The organism is Acinetobacter lwoffii (assembly GCF_024129715.1).
In the GTDB taxonomy this organism is placed as follows: Bacteria; Pseudomonadota; Gammaproteobacteria; order Pseudomonadales; family Moraxellaceae; genus Acinetobacter; species Acinetobacter lwoffii_U.
This window is the reverse complement of sequence record NZ_JAMXXM010000008.1, coordinates 1-18,757: the sequence shown is the minus strand read 5'-3', so window position 1 is coordinate 18,757 and position 18,757 is coordinate 1. Positions and strand designations below refer to the sequence as shown.

The following is an 18,757-nucleotide window of genomic DNA, read 5'->3' as shown; positions in this document are numbered from 1 at the left end:
TTAACTTAAATGGCCAGATGCAAGGCCTGATGAGTATTTTGCCAGAGCTGTTCAGCCAGTTCCTCTTTGTGCATATGCAGGCTCTTTGCCAGTCCTTGCAGCACATAAGGTAAATTTGCAGGTGTATTTCGGGTACGTTGCTCGGTCGAGCTTTGACAACAGAGTGGCGTCATATCCGGACAGTCAGTTTCCAATACCAAATGTTCTGGTCCGACATACTGCACCACTTGATGAAGTTTTTTGGCATTTAGATTGGTGATTTGCCCGGTGATGCCCAGTTTGAATCCCAGCTTGATAAAAGCCTTGGCTTCCTCAATCCCACCACCAAAGGCATGCGCAATGCCGCCCTGTTTAAACTGCTGCTGTTTTAAAATCTGCAAAACCTCCGCATGCGATTTGCGGATATGCAGCAAAACCGGCTTATCAAATTGCTGTGCCAGTTCAAGCTGTGCAGCAAAAAAATCTTTTTGCTTCTGAAAAATTTCCGCCTGTTTGTGCTGTTTTAAAAAGGTATCCAGACCGATTTCGCCAATGGCAATACAATGCTCATTTTTAAGCAGCTGTTCCAGCTCCTGTAAATGATCAGTCTGATGCTGTTCAATATAAAATGGATGCAAGCCCGGGGCTAAATGACTTTGCGGTGCATTTCCCAGGTCATTGATAAAGTCGTGAGTTCCTAACAGATCAGCAAAACGGTTTTGCAAAAAACCAATTAAAACCAGATGCTCGACACCTGCCACTTTTGCCGCATACGCCAACTGTTCCCGATCAGGATCAAAATCGGGAACATCAAAATGGGTATGCGTATCAAACAGTTTCAAGGTCATTTGGCTTTTGCAGCAGATGCTGGCTGTGCCTCAGAGGCAGCTTTTTCAGTTTTAGGCAGATATTCAGGTTTCAGCACACCTTGTAGCTGCTCATAAGGAATCATTAAACGTGGCAAGCCAACCACATATGGCCCAATTTCATATTCGGCATATTGCAAGACCAGACCTTGTTGAGCCAGATAGAAATTATCGGTGAGTTTGAACTTCCAGGCCTGCTCATATTCCGCCACATCTTTGGCCAGTTTGGACTCTACCACCCAGTTTTTAAACGCGTCATAAGCACGCGCTTCCAGTTGAGCTTTCTGTTTGGCTGCAATAATGTCATCCAGTTTGACCAGTTTTTTCTGCTCCAGATCAAAATTATAATAGGTCTGTGCAGATGCGCCGTGTGCGCCTCCTAGATAATAACTGCTGTTCAGAACCACGGTCGCCAACGGATCACCTGAATTCAGAATCTTGGGCTTAATCATCAGGCTAATACTATGACTGGCACTCAGGGCCTTGAGTTCCTTATCCAGATTCAAGAAAGTCTGCATATAGGGCTGGGTTTGCTGCTCAAGCTGCTGTTTCGGTGTGGTTACTGTGGCCAAAGCCGCTTTGGGTTCAGAGGCGGCAACGTCTGCTTCGCTGGCAGCGCTCACTTTTGCCGGTTCAATCGCATCAACAGACAGGATATTTTTCAACTGTTGCAGAATCTGCTGATCGATCCATTCATCAATAAAGCTTTGATTACTATTCAGGCGTTCGATCGAGATTTCCGGACAGCTTTTGTCTTCACATTCTGGAATCGCCAGCTTGAGCTTTTCAGTATCGCCGTTCAGTTTAAGTGCTTCAGCTTCGGCTTGTACCACCTCGGAAGCACTTGATTCTTCCGGCTCATTACTCTTCGGCTGGCAGGCACTCAGCAAGATCGCTGATGCAAGGATGGATAGACAAAAGATATTCTTGTATTTTGGCATTCATTCACCTTTTTGGAACCTGTATGCTTGCAGGAGCACGCGCTTTAAAACATATGCTGATAGATATCAGCTTTCAAGACCTGTTGTGTTTGTTGTTTTGTTAAATAAATATCCAGTTGCTTGGCATCTTTGCTGATTTCATGACTGCGAAAATGCAGCCCAATACCTTCCTGATCAAAGAACCAGTCAGCCTGTCCCCAATACAGTTTTTTCGGTGCCTTCTGCTGAACTTGCGGATCATTTTCTTTGAGCCATGTCTCATAGGCTTGCTGAATAATCTGATCCATTACTAACTGTTGCTTAGGATCGATAATATCCAGTGGAGTCAGCATTTTCTGCTGGCGACGATCAGCCACAAAAAAATAATAGCGCTCATGCACGCTGACATTTTCCTGTTTGGTATCGACCCCGATCTGCATCAATACATATTGATTGCGCTGGTAAGGAATGCGGGTATATAGCGATAATTCATAAGCCTTGTTCAAATTGAGCTGCGCCTGCCAGGCATCCGATTTTTTTACATAGGCATTGATGGCCTGCTGTAAATTCATGTCCTGTTTCAAGCCGATTTGATCCTGGATCACTTTGGCCTGCTGCTTTTCAATCCATTGGTTCATCCATGGATCAACCGTATGCAAGGTCTGAATATCCAGATTGATACAGTTTTTATTTTCACAAAATGGCAAGGCAATTTTAGCCGGCTGCTCTTGAATATTCAGATAAGGCAAAACATCTGCGGTCTGCTGAGCTGCGGTCATTTTCTCATTTTGCGGAGTATTAACAGGCTCTTTTTCGCTTTGATCACAGCCACTCAGGACAAGACTTAAACCAATCACAGAACCGAGGACGACTTCCTTGCTGAGCTTCATTCTCTTTGCTATATCTATCGAGTTATTAATTGCTTAAATGTAGCATAAAATAAAACAGCTTCCGGAGAAGCTGTTTGATATTTTTAAACTTTAGCTGCGAAGCCTGAAATTTTAGTGTTCACGCGTATTGTGGAACACGATGTCCGGATAACGTTCTTGCATGAGCTGTAAATTCACTCGGCTTGGCGCAAGATAAGTTAAATGACCACCGCCATCGACAGACAACTGGTCATGGGCTTTTTTCTTGAATTCGTTGAATTTCTTCTCGTCATCACAAGATACCCAACGCACTGTGTTGATACTGACCGGTTCGTAAACACAATCAACCTTGTATTCTTCTTTCAGACGGTAAGCCACCACTTCAAACTGTAGCACACCCACCGCACCCACGATCAGGTCGTTGTTATTCTGCGGCATGAATACCTGGGTCGCGCCTTCTTCTGAAAGTTCTTTCAGACCTTTTTGCAACTGCTTGGATTTTAATGGATCCTTCAAGCGGACACGACGGAACATTTCCGGCGCAAAGTGCGGGATACCGGTGAACTGAAGTTTCTCACCCGAGGTAAATGTATCGCCAATCTGGATGGTGCCATGGTTATGCAGACCAATAATATCACCCGGCCAAGCTTCTTCCAGATGCTGACGATCACCGGCCAGGAAAGTTAAGGCATCGCTGATGCGTACATCTTTATCCAGACGCACATGCTTCATCTTCAGGCCTTTTTCATACTTGCCTGAACAGATCCGCATGAAAGCAATACGGTCACGGTGTTTCGGATCCATATTGGCCTGAATTTTAAAGACAAAACCGGTGAAGCCTTCTTCATCCGCTTCTACCACACGATCTTGGGTCGGATGGGCTTTAGGAGATGGCGCATATTGACTGAAAGCATCCAGAACATGGTCGACACCAAAGTTACCCAAGGCTGTACCGAACAACACAGGCGTTTGACGACCGGCCAGGAATTCTTCACGGTCTAAAGGCTCATTGGCCATTTGTACCAGTTCCAGCGATTCTTCAAATGCCGCCCAAGCCAACTCACCGACTTTCTCGCGAAGATCAGGATAGTCATAACCATCACGCACTTCGATCTCAGTAATGACTGAACCGAAACCGGCTTTATACACGTAGAATTTTTCTTCGATTAAATTAAATACACCGGCAAAATCACGGCCAGTACCGAGCGGCCAGGTGATCGGGACACATTTAATTTTCAGAACGTTTTCGATTTCATCCAGAAGCTCAAGCGGTTCACGGATTTCACGGTCCATTTTGTTGACGAAGGAGATGATCGGTGTATCGCGCATCCGACACACTTCCATCAGTTTAATGGTTCGGTCTTCGACACCTTTTGCACCATCAATCACCATCAACGCCGAGTCTACTGCGGTCAAAGTACGATAAGTATCTTCCGAGAAATCTTCATGTCCCGGGGTATCCAGAAGATTGATCATCTTGTCTTTAAAAGGAAATTGCATCACCGAGGTCGTGATCGAGATACCACGTTCTTTTTCCATTTCCATCCAGTCCGATGTTGCGGCCCGGTCAGATTTACGGCTTTTTACCATCCCGGCCACCTGAATAGCCTGACCCCATAACAGCAATTTTTCTGTCATGGTGGTTTTACCGGCATCGGGGTGGGAAATAATAGCGAACGTACGTCGCTGGGCGACTTGTGCCGCCAGTTCTTGCTTAAAGCTCATGAAATATACCTACTGCTCAATGCACAGCATTCGAGATCAAATTCGATCAATATGAAAAAATTGGCGATATTGTAGCAGAGTTTCAGTGTGGTGTTCCGTGAGCCATGTCGTCTATCCTGACGCTCAATCAATTAGAGCGTTATTAATGAAATTGTAAACTTTCTAGTCGTTGTTCATCTACCGGCAAGCCCAGTAAAAAGCCTTGTAACTGTTCACAACCCAGTCGGGTTAAAATTTCCGCTTGCGCTTCTGTTTCAACGCCTTCTGCAGTCACCACCAAGCCCAGTTTTATGGCCAGCTGAATAATGCTTTCCAGAATCATTTCTTCTTTGGAGCCGACTGCCAGATTTTTAATAAATTCACGGTCAATTTTTAATTCATCTACGGCAAAATTCTTTAAATAAAGAAAACTGGAATGTCCCGTACCAAAATCATCAATCGCCAAACGGATGCCCATTTGTCTTAAGCGCTTAAAGCTGCGCATACTCACATCAATGTGATGCATGGCAGTCGACTCAGTAATCTCGATCATTAAATGCTGAGGACTGATTTTATATTGGGCAAACAACTTTTCCAAGGTACTAAACAGATGCTTATGTTCAAATTGTACCGCAGACAAATTGACCGCGATAGGGAAAAATTCAGTATGTGTCCGTTGCCATTTTTGAATCTGCTGACAGGCCAGTTCCAATGCCCAATAGCCCATTTGAATAATCAATCCAGTTTTTTCAGCCGCATTGATAAACAGATTCGGGCCGAGCAAACCAAACTGGGGATGGTTCCAGCGAATTAATGCCTCTACCCCACACAAGCTACGATCCTTGGTCCGAAACTTGGGCTGATAAAACAGCACAAACTGCTGCTCTTCCACGGCTTTATATAGGTCATTAATCAGGGTGCTTTGGCTTTTACTTTCATCCTGGTCGGTAGAGTAATTAAAGACTGAATAGGTATTGCGCCCCTGATACTTGGAACTCAGCATGGCGGCATCGGCATTGACCAGCAAATCCTGTAAATTTTTGCCGTGTTCGGGATACATGGCAATGCCAATACTGCCCGAGATATGAATACTCTTGCCTTCAATCAGGAAACTTTCCTGAATCAGTTCAAGAATCTGTTCTGACATTTTTGCAGCTTTGGCGACAGAGGTATTTTCCAGCACCAGCAGAAATTCATCCCCACCAATTCTGAGCAGCTTGGAATGATGACCCAATAACTGATGAATCCGTGTGGTCAACTGAATCAGCAACTGATCACCGACCAGATGGCCAAACACATCATTGACCGCCTTAAAACGATCCAGATCGATATATAAAAAAGCAATTTCATGCTGCAGTTCGGACTGACCTGAAAACAGCAGATTTGCATATTCAGCAAGATATAAACGGTTAGGCAATTTGGTCAGATTATCCTGAATGGTCTGATTTTCAATTTGTTGATTCGCCCATGCAAGCTGACGGTTGCGTAATCCCACACGCAGTTCGGATACGACGATACACATCAGCGTCACCAACAACAATCCGCTCATAAGTACCACGGCCAGAAACAGCTGATCATGAGCCTGAACTAATTCCGGTGACTGTTGCACATGGGCGGCAGTAAAATTGAATGCCATCATGCTAATAGAGTGCATGCCAAAGATGCCAAGTGCGATCACACCTAATACGAGAACTGATCGGAAAAATGACCAGGTACTTCTGGTACTTAACCAGAGGATAAACATAGAGGCAATACATATCACCAGAACAGACAGAAGCAGTGCCCCCCAATCCAGCTCGTATTTATTCAGCACAAAATTTGCGGTCAGCCCAATAAAATGGATCAACCAGATAAATAGGCCCAATAGCATGGCAGTTAGCATTAAACTGAAGGTTTTAAAGTTTGACTGCGAAGTGCCTGAAGTAAATTTTTTAATCCGTGCGATGAGAGAGCAAGCGACCAATGCAGAAACAACGGACCCGATGACTAGACCAATATCATGCTGAATATCAATCATATAAAATGTTCCCCATCGGTGATCATTTTTATTATTCTCTGCACTGATATTTCCATTTTCACCCGGTCAAATTTGAACTCAGTAAAATCTCAAGGCTGACCATCCATGCAAGCCAATTGGTCTGCAACAATATCCAGTCTTAACTAAAATTTAGAATTTATATTTCTTTCTTTTGAAGTTGAGAATTGCCCCTAAAATCTGACTCAACATAAAAATAAAATATGACTTATATATTAGAAGTGTTTCAAATTTAAGCAAATATTTAGCTTCATTTTTTTAGCTCATTTATTCGATCACCATCACAATTTTTTTCTTTTTATTTAGACAGATAGCACTTCATAGCAAAATTTTATTTGGTCTTTTGTGCAGATTTTCAAAATAAAAAAATAGCCAGTCGAAACAGGCTATTTTTATCAACGATGAATGAGGCTAAAACTTAGGGTTTCGCCTGTAATTTGGCATAGTCCAGTAACACATTTGCCGCTTCAATCACAAACGCTTCTTCTTCAGGTAGAGCCGGACGTTCTTTGGCCTTCATCTTGGCACGTGTTTCAATCAAGGCATCCAGTGAAGCCTGATAACTTTCCCAGTTTGGATAAGGTTTCAGACCTGTTGCAGCACGACGAGTGTTTTCTGCGTCCAGCGTTTTTTGCTCCATGGCAATCAACTCAGCTTTACGCTGTTGCAAGTCCAGTACCTGACGTTTCTCTTCTTCGGCTTTCTTCATCACGGCCTTACGCTGTTCTAAATACTTGAACTGAGAATCCAGTGTGACCCGTTGCTGAGAAAGTTTAGCCAATTCAGGAACGTATTTCTGTACTGCACCTTCACGTTTAAATGGTGCCGTTGGAATGGTATCCCACTGCAAGGCATTTTTAGCCTTACGCTCGCCAAACTCCTCGTTATAAATATCGACCAGTTTAATGTCCGGAACGACCCCTTTATTCTGGGTACTGCCACCGGTCACACGGTAGAATTTACGCTGCGTCAATGTCGCCTGACCATGCGCCAAACTATCCAGTTGCACCTGTGCTGTACCTTTACCGGTGGTGGTACTACCAATCACAATCCCGCGTTCATAATCCTGAATCGCAGCAGAGTAAATTTCACTGGCCGATGCAGAGGCAAGATTCACCATCACTGCCAATGGACCCGCATAAGTTTGTGCACCACCATCATCATCTTCAAAGACGCTGACATTACCATTGCCATCACGGATCTGCACCACTGGGCCAGACTTGATTACTTGCCCTAGCATACGTGCCACTTCTTCCAGTGAACCGCCCGGGTTATTCCGCAAATCGACAATAATTCCGGCAACATTCTTCGCTGCCAGCTCTTTCAAGGCCTTGTTGGTATCTTCAGACACCGAACGATAATCGGTACCGGCACGGCGTGCGCGATAGTTCAGGTAGAACGACGGAATTTCGATCACACCATATTTATATTTCTTGCCATCGCGTTGAATGTCGACCACACGTGTACGCACACCGGCATCTTCTTCCTGAATCACGTCACGGGTAATAGTCACATTACGTGCCTGCCCCATGGCAGCACCCGCACCGAGTAAGCGTAAAGTGACTTTCGTGCCACGTTTACCACGAATCAGACCGACAATTTCATTACTTGGCCAGCCAATGACATCGACCATCTGTTCGCCGTCTTGGGCCACACCAATGATACGATCACCTGATTTCACCTGACCAGATTTGCTGGCCGGACCACCTTCAACGATGGTTTCAATCTTGGTGTAATCTTCATTACCACGTTCCGGACGAATCGATACGCCGACGCCTTCCAGCTGTAAAGTCGTCTGGCGATTCAGCTCCATCGCATCGACAGGCGGGAAGTAATTACTGTGCGGATCATAAGTCAGCATCATCGCGTTCAGTGTCTTATCAAGCACATCATCGCTCTTGATGCGGCTGAGACGTTCCAGCTGACGGGTATAACGCTTGGTTAAGGTTTGCGCAGGCGTCAGATCTTCAGGACCCGTGAGGTCTTGTCCATTGGCCAATTCCGGATTGGCTTTCAGAGCTTTCTGCTTGGCCAATTCCTCTTCTTTACTGATGGTCAGATTGATCAGCTGAGACACCAGCATTTTTGACCAGTGCGCGCGCTGTTCAGCTTCAGTTTTAAAGAACGGTGCTTTTTCACGATCCGTTTCGATATAAACATTTGGCTGATTCAGATTCTGCGGTTTTTTCAGCTCATTCAACATGTAGGTGTAGAACTGGTGCAATCGCTGTTGATATTGCGCATGCATTTCATAAGGACCAGACAAATTGCCGGCTTTCAGATTGGCACCAAAATTGGCACCATAGCGTTTCTTATAGTTTTCAACTTCTGGAGCCAGAAACAGACTGTGCTCCGGATCAAGACTATCAATATAGAAATCAAAAATACGCTGCGAAGTTTGGGCATCCAGACGCATATTTAAATAGTGCTGACGGTCAACCAGGGTTGCCAGCTGACGTGACACCAGCGCCTGCTCTTGAGATGGCTGAATTGCTTTACTGACCACTTCATTACTATTGGCCGCAATCGCATCATTCACTACATGGGTAAAAAATAATCCACCTGTCGCAATCGCAACTGCGCAAGCTATAGTTTGAAATTTCATAAATAATTCGTACTTCCTTGGCCTAGAGACCAATGTGACCGTGTTGCTTTTCGACCAGAATTTAACGTATTCAGCATCTTAAACAACTTAATATGTTTATGTCGTGTAGTTTTATCATATTCTGTGCTGACAAAGTGTAGCAAATCATTGCAGAATTCAGGTATTGTTTTCTCCGAAAAACTCTAAAACGGATTCCGCATATGATTGGCGCATTGATGCTCGACATCGCAGGCACAACCCTCACTCAAGAAGATATTGAACTATTAAGTGCGCCGCAAGTCGGTGGAGTGATTTTATTTGGTCGCAATATCGAATCTCCCGCCCAAGTCCGTGCTTTGACCGATCATATGCGTCAGGTGCGTCCTGATATTTTAATTGCAGTGGATCAGGAAGGCGGTCGTGTACAGCGTTTAAGACAAGGCTTTACCCTGCTGCCTGCCATGGGGAAATTTGGCGAACTTTATACGAGCGATCCACAGCGTGCCCTTGAACTGGCTGAAAAATGCAGCTGGCTGATGGCGACTGAAGTGCTGGCTGTTGGCATTGATTTCAGCTTTGCACCGGTACTGGACTTGAATGACATCAGTGATGTGATCGGTGATCGTAGCTTTGCCCAAAATATTCAGGACATTATTCCACTCGCCAGCGCATTTCTAAAAGGTATGAAACGTGCCGGTATGGCTTCAACTGGTAAACATTTCCCAGGTCATGGCTCTGTTAAAGCAGACTCGCATGTTGCTGCAGCAATTGATACGCGCTCCTATGCAGAAATCCAGCAAAAAGATATGCAAACCTTTATCCAGTTACAATCACAACTGGATGCACTGATGCCGGCTCATGTCATCTATAGCCAGGTTGATCCAAATCCGGCAGGCTTCTCAGAATTCTGGATTCAGAAAGTTTTACGTCAGGAGCTGGGCTTTGACGGTGTCCTGTTCTCGGATGATTTAAGCATGCAGGCAGCATGTGTCGCAGGCGGTGCCGATGCCCGAATTCAGGCCGCCCTTAAAGCTGGTTGTGATATGGGGCTGGTCTGCAATGATCGTGCGGCACAATGTATCGCACTGGAAGGAATTGAAAATCTGCCCCTCCCGAACCAGCAACGCCTGGAACGCATGCGCGGCAACATCCCGGACATCCAGATTGGTGACGAACTGGATCTGGGTGAAGAATGGCGCGAGATCCGTGATGAAATACTGGCGTTCAAACAGCAGATGAGCTAAAGCTTTTTAAATCCAATCAATAGGAAAAAGGGACACGACAAAGTGTTCCTTTTTAATTATAGTAATGAAAAGGTTACACAATTATTTAATCAATTTAAAAATAACAATAAGGTCAGAATAAATATGACAGACTCACTTTCGCAACATCGCCATATTTCTTTTACGGCGCACTATACCGGCTATATCTGGTATCAAATGGGGATCTCACATCCAGCCTTTGCTACATCCAAAGGTAAGTTTCTGGCCAAACTACTGCATCCCCTTGAATCCTGGGCAGAGCGCCATGTCGGCGGTAGTATGCGTACGACACTTAAGCAGCGCCATCAGATGATTGATGAGCATTTGTGTCAACTAATTGAGCAACACCCCCAACTTCAGGTTCTTGAAATTGCCTGCGGCCTATCTCCACGCAGCTGGAATTTCAGACAGAAATTTCCCGAGATTAATTATCGTGAACTGGATCTGCCGGATATGGCCAAGATCAAGACCCAGGCTTTACAGCAAATTGATCAGCATGCACCTGAAGTTCTGACTGCCGATATTTTTAGTGAAGAGCTGGACTGTATTTTTCAGATGTTTGACCGCAACCAGCCCTTGGTCGTCATTAGTGAAGGACTGATTAATTATTTTGATCAGCGTATGTTAGGTATTCTGATGCAAGGTATTACAGAAAATGCGCAGTATTTCCCGGCAGTTCACTATCTCAGCGATATTTATCCCGAACCGGTGAAAAATAAACTGGCGGATTTTATCTGGAGCAGTAGCCGTCTGCTTAAATTCATGTCTCGTAGTGCGTTCACCTTTCATTTTAAATCCCCCCAAGAACTGCAGCACTTTTTTCAAGATGCAGGATTTGACCAGGTTGAGGTACAACAACCACAACGTTATTTTGCCGAGCCTCGTCAGCCAAACCCGGCACCAGAACAAGATGAACATTTAGGTGATCTGGTCTGGATGATTCATGTAGTGAAAAAAAACAGCGTTTAAGCACGCTGTTTTTTATGGTGATGTTTTTTTAAATTGCTGTATCAAATACTTCAGTTTGTGAAAGTACTTTTTGCATTTGTACAAAGCGTAATAAGCGTTCTGCGACTTCAAAACTGCCATGTTTGAATAAGGCACGCAGCTGGGTGTCATCCTGTTCAAAGATCAGGCACTCAATCTGAAATTCCCCAACTTCATCTTCCAGATGCAAGGCCAGATCACGTGGATAAGCTGTTGCGCATACTGCCTGTTCTACATCTAACTCCAGCAATACCCCAAAGAAATTCATGTCCACGATCTCTGCTTTTAAAATGAGATCAGAATGACGATGACTGAGGAAACGCTGTGAATCTTGCACCTGAATCCGCTCTTCACCGCGACGTTCAAGCTGCTGTATCTGCTCAGGGCTAAACGGAATAATTCCCGGCAACTGATCGACCGGTTCATCACGTAAGAAGGTTGCAAACAGATGCATGGTTTCTTTACGACGTTGTAACTGCGGTACATGATCGGCGCCTGCAATTTGTACATACTGCATATTCGGACATTGCAGGGCAAAATTGGCATTCTCATGTGGCAAGGTAAAACTGTCATATTGCCCACATGCCACCAGCACTTTGCACTGTGGAATCGGCACATTGGTCAGACGCAATAAACGGTTGCAATTGATATCATAACGATCCTGTTCGGTGGCCGTAAATTCCGCCATCTGTTTAAAGAACAAACGCTTTGCAGTCGGTGACATCCGGGTTTCTGTTAAACGTGCATGATTCACCAGGTACAAAATGACGGCCTGACCAAATTCATCCATACGCTGTTCTTTCATTAGATGCAAAGACTCTTCCAGCAGCATCCGCCAGCTTTTACGGGTTTTCTGCATCACACCCATCAGGATCATCCGATCGACCAGTTCAGGACGCTGATCTGCCAAACAGGAAGCCACCACTGAACCCAAGGACATGCCTAGAATTGCCACTTGCGGCAGCTGCATCTGTTCCAGCCAGCGCCCCAGCATCGCAGCAAGGTCTTCAAGCTCCAGTGTTCCGGCAGACAGCCCCGTATCGACATTACTAATCTGCTGGTTGGCCCCCATGGACGGTAGGTCAATCAGAATGATGGGACCTGCATCAAAAAGCTGTTCTACACAGTATTTGTAGGAATTAAAATTCTGGAAAGCTCCCCCAATAATCACCATGGGTCTTAAATGTAAGGTATCCGGACGGGCGATCGCCATATATTCGATTTTCCAGCCCTCCATCCAAGTCGTACGTGGCGGCTGCTTAAAACTGTGCTTATCATAAAGATCAAAAAAGCCCTTATGGCTAGGTTGTTCCAATACATGGGCATCCATATGAATGATGGAATTCATATTCCTTTTCCTCCGTCCTTGCCTTATTTTTATTGTGCAAGTCATGCTTAACAGATCTTATATTTCAGGCGCATTCCGGTGTGCCTGAACACGCATCCTGCTCTTTAATAGTTATAAATGACATCAATGTCGCGTGTTTCATTCTATACAGAGCTGCTTTTCACAAGCAACCGCTTGATTGACCACTTATCTGCTTTTAAACAGAAAACAATTTCAAAATGTTTAGAAGTCTGCGAAAACGGATGATTTTTAACAGATGGGCTTCATTGTGCAGCAACAGGCTGTTAATATCGAAATGAAATTTCTAAGTGATCAAACCGCTATGCAAGAGTCTATTGAACAATACATGCAAACGGTAGGACAGCAGGCACGCCAGGCTTCTCGCATTTTGGCTCGCGCGTCCACCCAAACTAAAAATAATGCGTTATCCGCTATTTATACGGCTTTGGAAAATAGCCAGGCTGCTATTTTGGCTGCTAACCAGAAAGATATGACCAAGGCGCATAACAACAATCTGGACTCAGCCCTGCTTGATCGCTTAGAACTCAACCCCGCACGCTTTAAAGGTATGTTACAGGGCCTTAAAGATGTCATTGGCCTGAAAGATCCGATTGGTGAAATTAGTGATATGGCTTATCGCCCATCCGGGATTCAACTGGGCAAGATGCGTGTGCCTTTGGGTGTGGTCGGCATGATCTACGAGTCACGTCCTAACGTCACGTTGGAAGCTGCATCACTCGCACTCAAATCAGGCAATGCCATTATTTTACGGGGTGGCTCAGAAGCTCTGGAATCAAATCAGGCCATTGCTGTCGCGATTCAGCATGGCCTGAAAGTCGCAGGCTTGCCTGAGGCTGCCGTACAAGTGGTAAACACGACTGACCGCGCTGCTGTTGGCCAGTTGATTACCATGACCGAATATGTGGATGTGATTGTGCCTCGTGGCGGCAAGAGTCTGATCGAACGGATTACCGAGGAAGCACGTGTGCCGGTCATTAAACATTTAGATGGCAACTGTCATGTTTATGTGGAAGCACAAGCGGACTTGTTGAAAGCCTTGCCGATTGCGCTCAATGCCAAAACCCATCGCTATGGCGTATGTAATGCCATGGAAACCCTGCTGGTCGATGAAAAAGTCGCTGAAGAATTCTTGCCACGCATCGCGGAGCTTTACCAAGAGAAAAAAGTCGAACTTCGTGGTTGCCGGGAAACCCAGCGTATTCTTGGAGATGCAGTAATTACAGCCACTGAAGAAGATTGGTATATCGAGTATCTGGGTCCTATTCTGGCGATCAAAGTCGTTTCTGGTATAGAAGAAGCCATTGAGCACATTAACAAATATGGCTCGCATCATACCGATTCCATTATTACTGAAAACTACAGTCTGGCTCGCGAATTTCTAGCGGGTGTAGATTCAAGTTCGGTCATGATCAATGCCTCTACCCGTTTTGCAGATGGTTTTGAATATGGCTTAGGCGCAGAAATCGGGATTTCGACCGATAAAATCCATGCTCGTGGCCCAGTCGGACTTGAAGGCCTAACTTCACAGAAATGGATTGTCTTTGGTGATGGTCAGATTCGTCAATAAGTATTGAGATTGCTAACTTAAAAACAGCCTCATTTATGAGGCTGTTTTTTTATGGACAGAAAAATTGACACTGAAATAGATGAATTAGAACCTTCCGGTCATTTTATTGATGAATCTCTTTATAGAATTGTATGTAAAAACAATATTTGCCTTTTCAGGCGCTAAACTAAAGAATTAATCTGTTCTAAAATTAAATTTAAGCAGAGTTTAGTATTCTTATTGATTATATTTTCAGCATCATTTTATTTATAAATGAAAAATATGAACTGATAAATTTTAGTTATTATTGTTAAATCGGTCGATAATGCTTAAGTCTAATCTGCTAAAGTCTATCTAGGACAGAAAAAAAACAAATGTTAAAACATATTCATTGATCTGGATTGCTGCTTCATTGCCCGCAATTGGGTCAAGCAAATGGACGAGAATTTTAATTAAAAATTGGGTAATCAATCGTGTCTAAATCAGTATTAGTTATTAATTGTGGCTCTTCTTCAATCAAGTTTGCATTACTTCTTGAGGAGCAGAATTTCCGTATTCATGGTTTAGCTGAGAACTTAGGCACAGAGAATGCTCGCATTAAAGGTGTGACAGTTGGCAATGAGCCGGTCGATATCCACATTCCATTTGCTGACCACAAAAAAGCACTCGAAGTCGGTCTGGAACGTCTAGCCAACTACCGTCCGGATGCGATCGGTCACCGTGTGGTACATGGGGGCAGCCTGACCAAGGCTGAACTGATCAATGATGAAATTATTGAAAAAATTCGTGAAGCAACACCGCTTGCGCCATTACACAATCCGGCTCATCTGATTGGCATTGAAGCTACCAAACGTTTATTCCCGGAATTACCACAGGTGGCGGTATTTGATACTGCCTTCCACCAAACCATGCCAGCGCATGCTTATCGTTATGCCCTGCCGAAATTCTTATATACTGCTCATGGTGTGCGTCGCTATGGTTTCCACGGGACTAGTCATGCCTATGTTTCAGAGCGCGGTTCTGAACTGGCAGGCAGTTTCAAACAAGGTGGCTGGTTAACCGCGCATTTAGGTAATGGTAGCTCGACCTGTGCCGTTTGGAATGGGAAAAGTGTAGATACCTCAATGGGCTTAACCCCGCTTGAAGGCATTGTTATGGGCACACGCAGTGGCGATGTCGACCCAAGCCTGCATAGCTTCCTGGCGAAAAACCTGGGTTGGGATATTTATAAAATTGACAAGATGCTGAATAGCCAAAGTGGTCTTTTGGGCTTGTCTGACCTGTCGAATGACATGCGTACCCTGATTGAAGCTTCAGAACAAGGCAATGAAGATGCCACACTGGCGATTGAAGTATTCTGCTACCGTTTAGCTAAGTCTCTGGCAGCGTTGAGCTGTGGTCTGCCACGTCTTAATGGTCTGTTTTTCACTGGTGGCATTGGCGAAAACTCTGCATATATCCGTGAAAAGACCATGACTTACCTGCCTCATTTTGGTTTCAATCTGGATAAAAACGCCAACAATGAATTGAAACGCGGTACCGAAGGCCGAATCGATTCAGGCACAGGCCCACAAATCTGGGTAGTGCCAACAGATGAAGAAGGCCGTATCGCACAAGAAGTTCAAAGTGTTGTTGAACTTGAAGTGGAGCGCAATACTGCAAAAAAGTCTAAAGCTGAGGTAACGCCTGCATAAGCAGGCTTAGCCACTTTTTAACTGATTTTTATTATTCTGCGACTGACATAACTTATGAAAACAATTTTATTGGTTCCCACTGGGGAAGGCGTAGGCTTAACTTCTGCATGTTTGGGCCTGATTTATGCACTGGAATGCCAAGGGGTAAAAGCTGGTTTCCTGAAACCTTTTGCTCAGGAATTGAATGAAATCGAAGACCGCACCACGGCTTTGTATCGTCATATTTCTCAAAGTGAAACGGTGGAACCCATCCGTTATAGCAAAGTCTTGCAGCAGATCAATCTGGGTGAACAAGATGAATTGCTTGAAGAAGCGGTACGTTTGCATCGTCAAATTGCCAAACAGCATGACCTAATTATTGTCGAAGGTTTGTTGCCAAATACTCAGGACAGTTTTGCCGATGATTTGAATGCTTCACTGGCACAAGCTCTTGATGCCAAAGTTATTGTGGTCAGCAATGCCAATATTCAGCAGCCAAGCCAAACCGCAGACAAAGTTGAACATCAGCTGCGTAATTTTGGTGGCGCTAGCTCTACCCGCCTTGCGGGCATCATGTTGATGCGCACCAAGGGTCTGCCTGAAGAATCTGCGCAGATTCCTGTCACACTGAATCCGGATTTACGCCTCAAAGCTGAAACTGCAGAATTTATTACAGCTATTCAGCAGACGCATCCGCATATTGGCTCTGAAAAATTACCAGTGATTGGCTTGGTGCCTTTCAGTAAAACCTTAAGTGTGCCTCGCATGTCTGATCTGGCAGCCCATATTTCTGCCTACTGGATCAACGAAGGCGAAGCCAAACAGCGCCGTGTGCAACACAGCAGTCTGATTTCAGCCAATATTGAACATGAACTGCATAAGTTTGTAGCTGGCGAATTAATTATTAGTGCCTCTGACCGGATTGATGTGTTACTGGCAAGTAGTCTGGCCAGCAGTAATGGGATTCCTTTGGCCGGTCTGGTGCTGACTGAACATCAACAGCCAAATGATTATGTGCTGGAATTCTGTCAGGCTGCCATCAAGCAAGGTTTGCCAATCCTACATACGCCACTCAGCACATTTGAAACCGCACAAAAACTGGCAAATCTCAGCAATGAAATTCCAGTGGATGATACCGAACGTGCAGATCAAGTGACGCGTTTTGTTTCAAGCCATATCAATCCGGAATGGCTGAATCAAATGTTGAATGGGTCTTATAAGCCACGTTTGTCACCTTCTGCTTTCCGTCATGAACTGGTACAGAAGTCGATTGCTGCGAAAAAACGTATTGTACTGCCAGAGGGTGATGAACCGCGTACCGTACAGGCTGCGGCCATTTGTCAGGCGCGTGGTATTGCACAGTGTATTTTGCTGGCCAAGCCTGAAGCTGTGCTAGAAGTAGCCAAAGCTCGCGGTATTGAATTGCCTGAAGATCTGGAAATTCTTGATCCGGATCTGGTGCGTGAAAACTACATCGACAAGATGGTGGAGCTGCGTAAAGGCAAGCTCAACGAACTACAAGCCCGTGAACAACTGCAAGATACAGTAGTACTTGGCACCATGATGCTGGCGCTGGATCAGGTTGACGGTTTGGTGTCGGGTGCAGTGCATACCACGGCGAATACGGTACGTCCTGCTTTCCAGCTGATTAAGACTGCTCCAGATTATTCTCTGGTATCTTCCGTATTCTTTATGCTGTTGCCAGATGAAGTCTATGTGTATGGTGACTGTGCGATCAATCCGGACCCTGATGCAGAACAGCTGGCCGAAATTGCAATCCAGTCCGCCGATTCTGCCAAAGCCTTTGGTATAGACCCACGCATTGCGATGATTTCCTATTCGACTGGAACTTCCGGCACCGGTGCAGATGTGGAAAAAGTCGCGGAAGCAACACGGATTGCTAAGGAACGTCGTCCTGACCTGTTGATTGATGGGCCATTACAATATGATGCAGCATCGGTGGAAAGCGTGGGGCGCCAAAAGGCACCTGATTCACAAGTGGCTGGACGTGCCAATGTATTTATTTTCCCGGATCTGAACACCGGTAACACTACTTATAAAGCGGTTCAACGCGCTGCCAATGTAGTTAGTGTCGGGCCAATGCTGCAAGGCTTGAATAAGCCGGTCAATGACCTGTCGCGTGGTGCTCTGGTTGATGACATCGTGTTTACCATTGCCTTAACCGCGATTCAAGCCGAGCAACAAGAAGCTTAATACTTCTTGAATTTAAGTTTTCCAAACCATCTGATTGAAAAATCAGGTGGTTTTTTTATAAAAAACAATCATAGCTTCAATAAATTCAGCACGTAATCATCATCTCATTTTAATACACAATAAAAATACCAGTCTTTCGAACTGGCATTTTCAACATTTACCCATAAAATCTGTGACATAAAAAATTGAGCTGAGGCAGCCCTGCTTTTCAGTCCACTGACTTTAACTTTTTATAAGGTGGTCCACTCTTTATGCACGTCTTCCGCCGTTTTATTGAGCACCACGCTATCGTCTTTGATTTCGCTTACCCAACTCAAGGGAATCAGATGATGCTCATTATTTTCATCATCACTTCTTGTTAATTTAATTGAATCCTGACCTTCTAAATGGTCCACCTTCCCGACTTGAGTACCACATGAAGCAATGACTGAAGCATGTTCTTTAATATCACTTGCATTAAAATTGTTCATTCTACTTGCCTGTTTCTAGAGGTTGAGAGAAACAGTCTAAGCAATAAAAAATGCCGCATGTGTAAGGGTTTTCAGGCTTTGAGTTTTTCTGGGTTAAAAATGTAAATGGTCAGCATGGCTTGAGTAAGCTATAAGAAAGATACTTTTTAAATTTGAGTTTTCAAATGTTTTTATAGTTTGATGAACTGGATTTGAAGATTTGAAGATTTGAAGATTTGAAGATTTGAAGATTTGAAGATTTGAAGATTTGAAGATTTGAAGATTTGAAGATTTGAAGAT

13 protein-coding genes are annotated in these 18,757 nt (G+C 44.6%); 5 read left to right on the top strand and 8 right to left on the bottom strand.

Annotated elements, in window-relative coordinates; genetic code table 11:
• Positions 1-5: 5 nt before the first annotated feature.
• The 6 genes from NI462_RS07435 to NI462_RS07410 all read right to left on the bottom strand — a co-directional run bounded on the left by NI462_RS07435 (position 6) and on the right by NI462_RS07410 (position 8,978).
• Entirely contained in the window at positions 6-827 is an 822-nt protein-coding gene (locus tag NI462_RS07435; protein WP_253159836.1) for a TatD family hydrolase, read from the bottom strand.
• A complete protein-coding gene (locus NI462_RS07430) occupies positions 824-1,786 on the bottom strand; it encodes an RsiV family protein (protein WP_253159834.1) in 963 nt (320 codons plus the stop codon). Before NI462_RS07430 ends, NI462_RS07435 begins: the two co-directional genes overlap by 4 nt.
• Before the next feature lie 44 nt (positions 1,787-1,830).
• The gene (locus tag NI462_RS07425; RefSeq protein ID WP_253159832.1) at positions 1,831-2,655 is read right to left on the bottom strand and encodes a hypothetical protein; all 825 of its coding nucleotides are present in this window, start codon (positions 2,653-2,655) and stop codon (positions 1,831-1,833) included.
• A 111-nt stretch (positions 2,656-2,766) separates the two neighbouring features.
• The gene (locus NI462_RS07420) at positions 2,767-4,359 is read right to left on the bottom strand and encodes a peptide chain release factor 3 (RefSeq protein ID WP_004647433.1); all 1,593 of its coding nucleotides are present in this window, start codon (positions 4,357-4,359) and stop codon (positions 2,767-2,769) included.
• 142 nt (positions 4,360-4,501) lie between these two features.
• Complete coding sequence (locus NI462_RS07415) at positions 4,502-6,355, bottom strand: putative bifunctional diguanylate cyclase/phosphodiesterase (protein ID WP_253159830.1); 1,854 nt, start codon at positions 6,353-6,355, stop codon at positions 4,502-4,504.
• A gap of 436 nt (positions 6,356-6,791) precedes the next feature.
• Positions 6,792-8,978, bottom strand: coding sequence for a carboxy terminal-processing peptidase (locus NI462_RS07410; protein WP_253159828.1), 2,187 nt, complete (start codon positions 8,976-8,978; stop codon positions 6,792-6,794).
• A gap of 200 nt (positions 8,979-9,178) precedes the next feature.
• Between NI462_RS07410 and nagZ the strand changes: the two genes are divergently transcribed.
• The gene (nagZ, locus tag NI462_RS07405; protein WP_253159826.1) at positions 9,179-10,201 is read left to right on the top strand and encodes a beta-N-acetylhexosaminidase; all 1,023 of its coding nucleotides are present in this window, start codon (positions 9,179-9,181) and stop codon (positions 10,199-10,201) included.
• Positions 10,202-10,324: 123 nt separating this feature from the next.
• Positions 10,325-11,188 carry a class I SAM-dependent methyltransferase gene (locus NI462_RS07400; protein ID WP_253159824.1) on the top strand — a complete coding sequence of 288 codons (864 nt, stop codon included), beginning with the start codon at positions 10,325-10,327 and terminating at the stop codon, positions 11,186-11,188.
• A gap of 28 nt (positions 11,189-11,216) precedes the next feature.
• Here NI462_RS07400 and NI462_RS07395 read toward each other — a convergent pair whose 3' ends face one another.
• Complete coding sequence (locus NI462_RS07395; RefSeq protein ID WP_253159822.1) at positions 11,217-12,554, bottom strand: alpha/beta fold hydrolase; 1,338 nt, start codon at positions 12,552-12,554, stop codon at positions 11,217-11,219.
• 322 nt (positions 12,555-12,876) lie between these two features.
• Between NI462_RS07395 and NI462_RS07390 the strand changes: the two genes are divergently transcribed.
• The 3 genes from NI462_RS07390 to pta all read left to right on the top strand — a co-directional run bounded on the left by NI462_RS07390 (position 12,877) and on the right by pta (position 18,008).
• Positions 12,877-14,142, top strand: coding sequence for a glutamate-5-semialdehyde dehydrogenase (locus NI462_RS07390; protein WP_180087120.1), 1,266 nt, complete (start codon positions 12,877-12,879; stop codon positions 14,140-14,142).
• 452 nt (positions 14,143-14,594) lie between these two features.
• On the top strand, positions 14,595-15,815 hold the full coding sequence (locus NI462_RS07385; RefSeq protein WP_253159820.1) for an acetate/propionate family kinase: 1,221 nt from the start codon (positions 14,595-14,597) through the stop codon (positions 15,813-15,815).
• Between the two features lie 54 nt (positions 15,816-15,869).
• Complete coding sequence (pta, locus tag NI462_RS07380; RefSeq protein WP_253159817.1) at positions 15,870-18,008, top strand: phosphate acetyltransferase; 2,139 nt, start codon at positions 15,870-15,872, stop codon at positions 18,006-18,008.
• A gap of 230 nt (positions 18,009-18,238) precedes the next feature.
• On the opposite strand, the gene NI462_RS07375 is transcribed toward pta, so the two are convergent.
• Complete coding sequence (locus tag NI462_RS07375; protein WP_005107915.1) at positions 18,239-18,478, bottom strand: DUF2171 domain-containing protein; 240 nt, start codon at positions 18,476-18,478, stop codon at positions 18,239-18,241.
• Between the last annotated feature and the right edge of the window lie 279 nt (positions 18,479-18,757).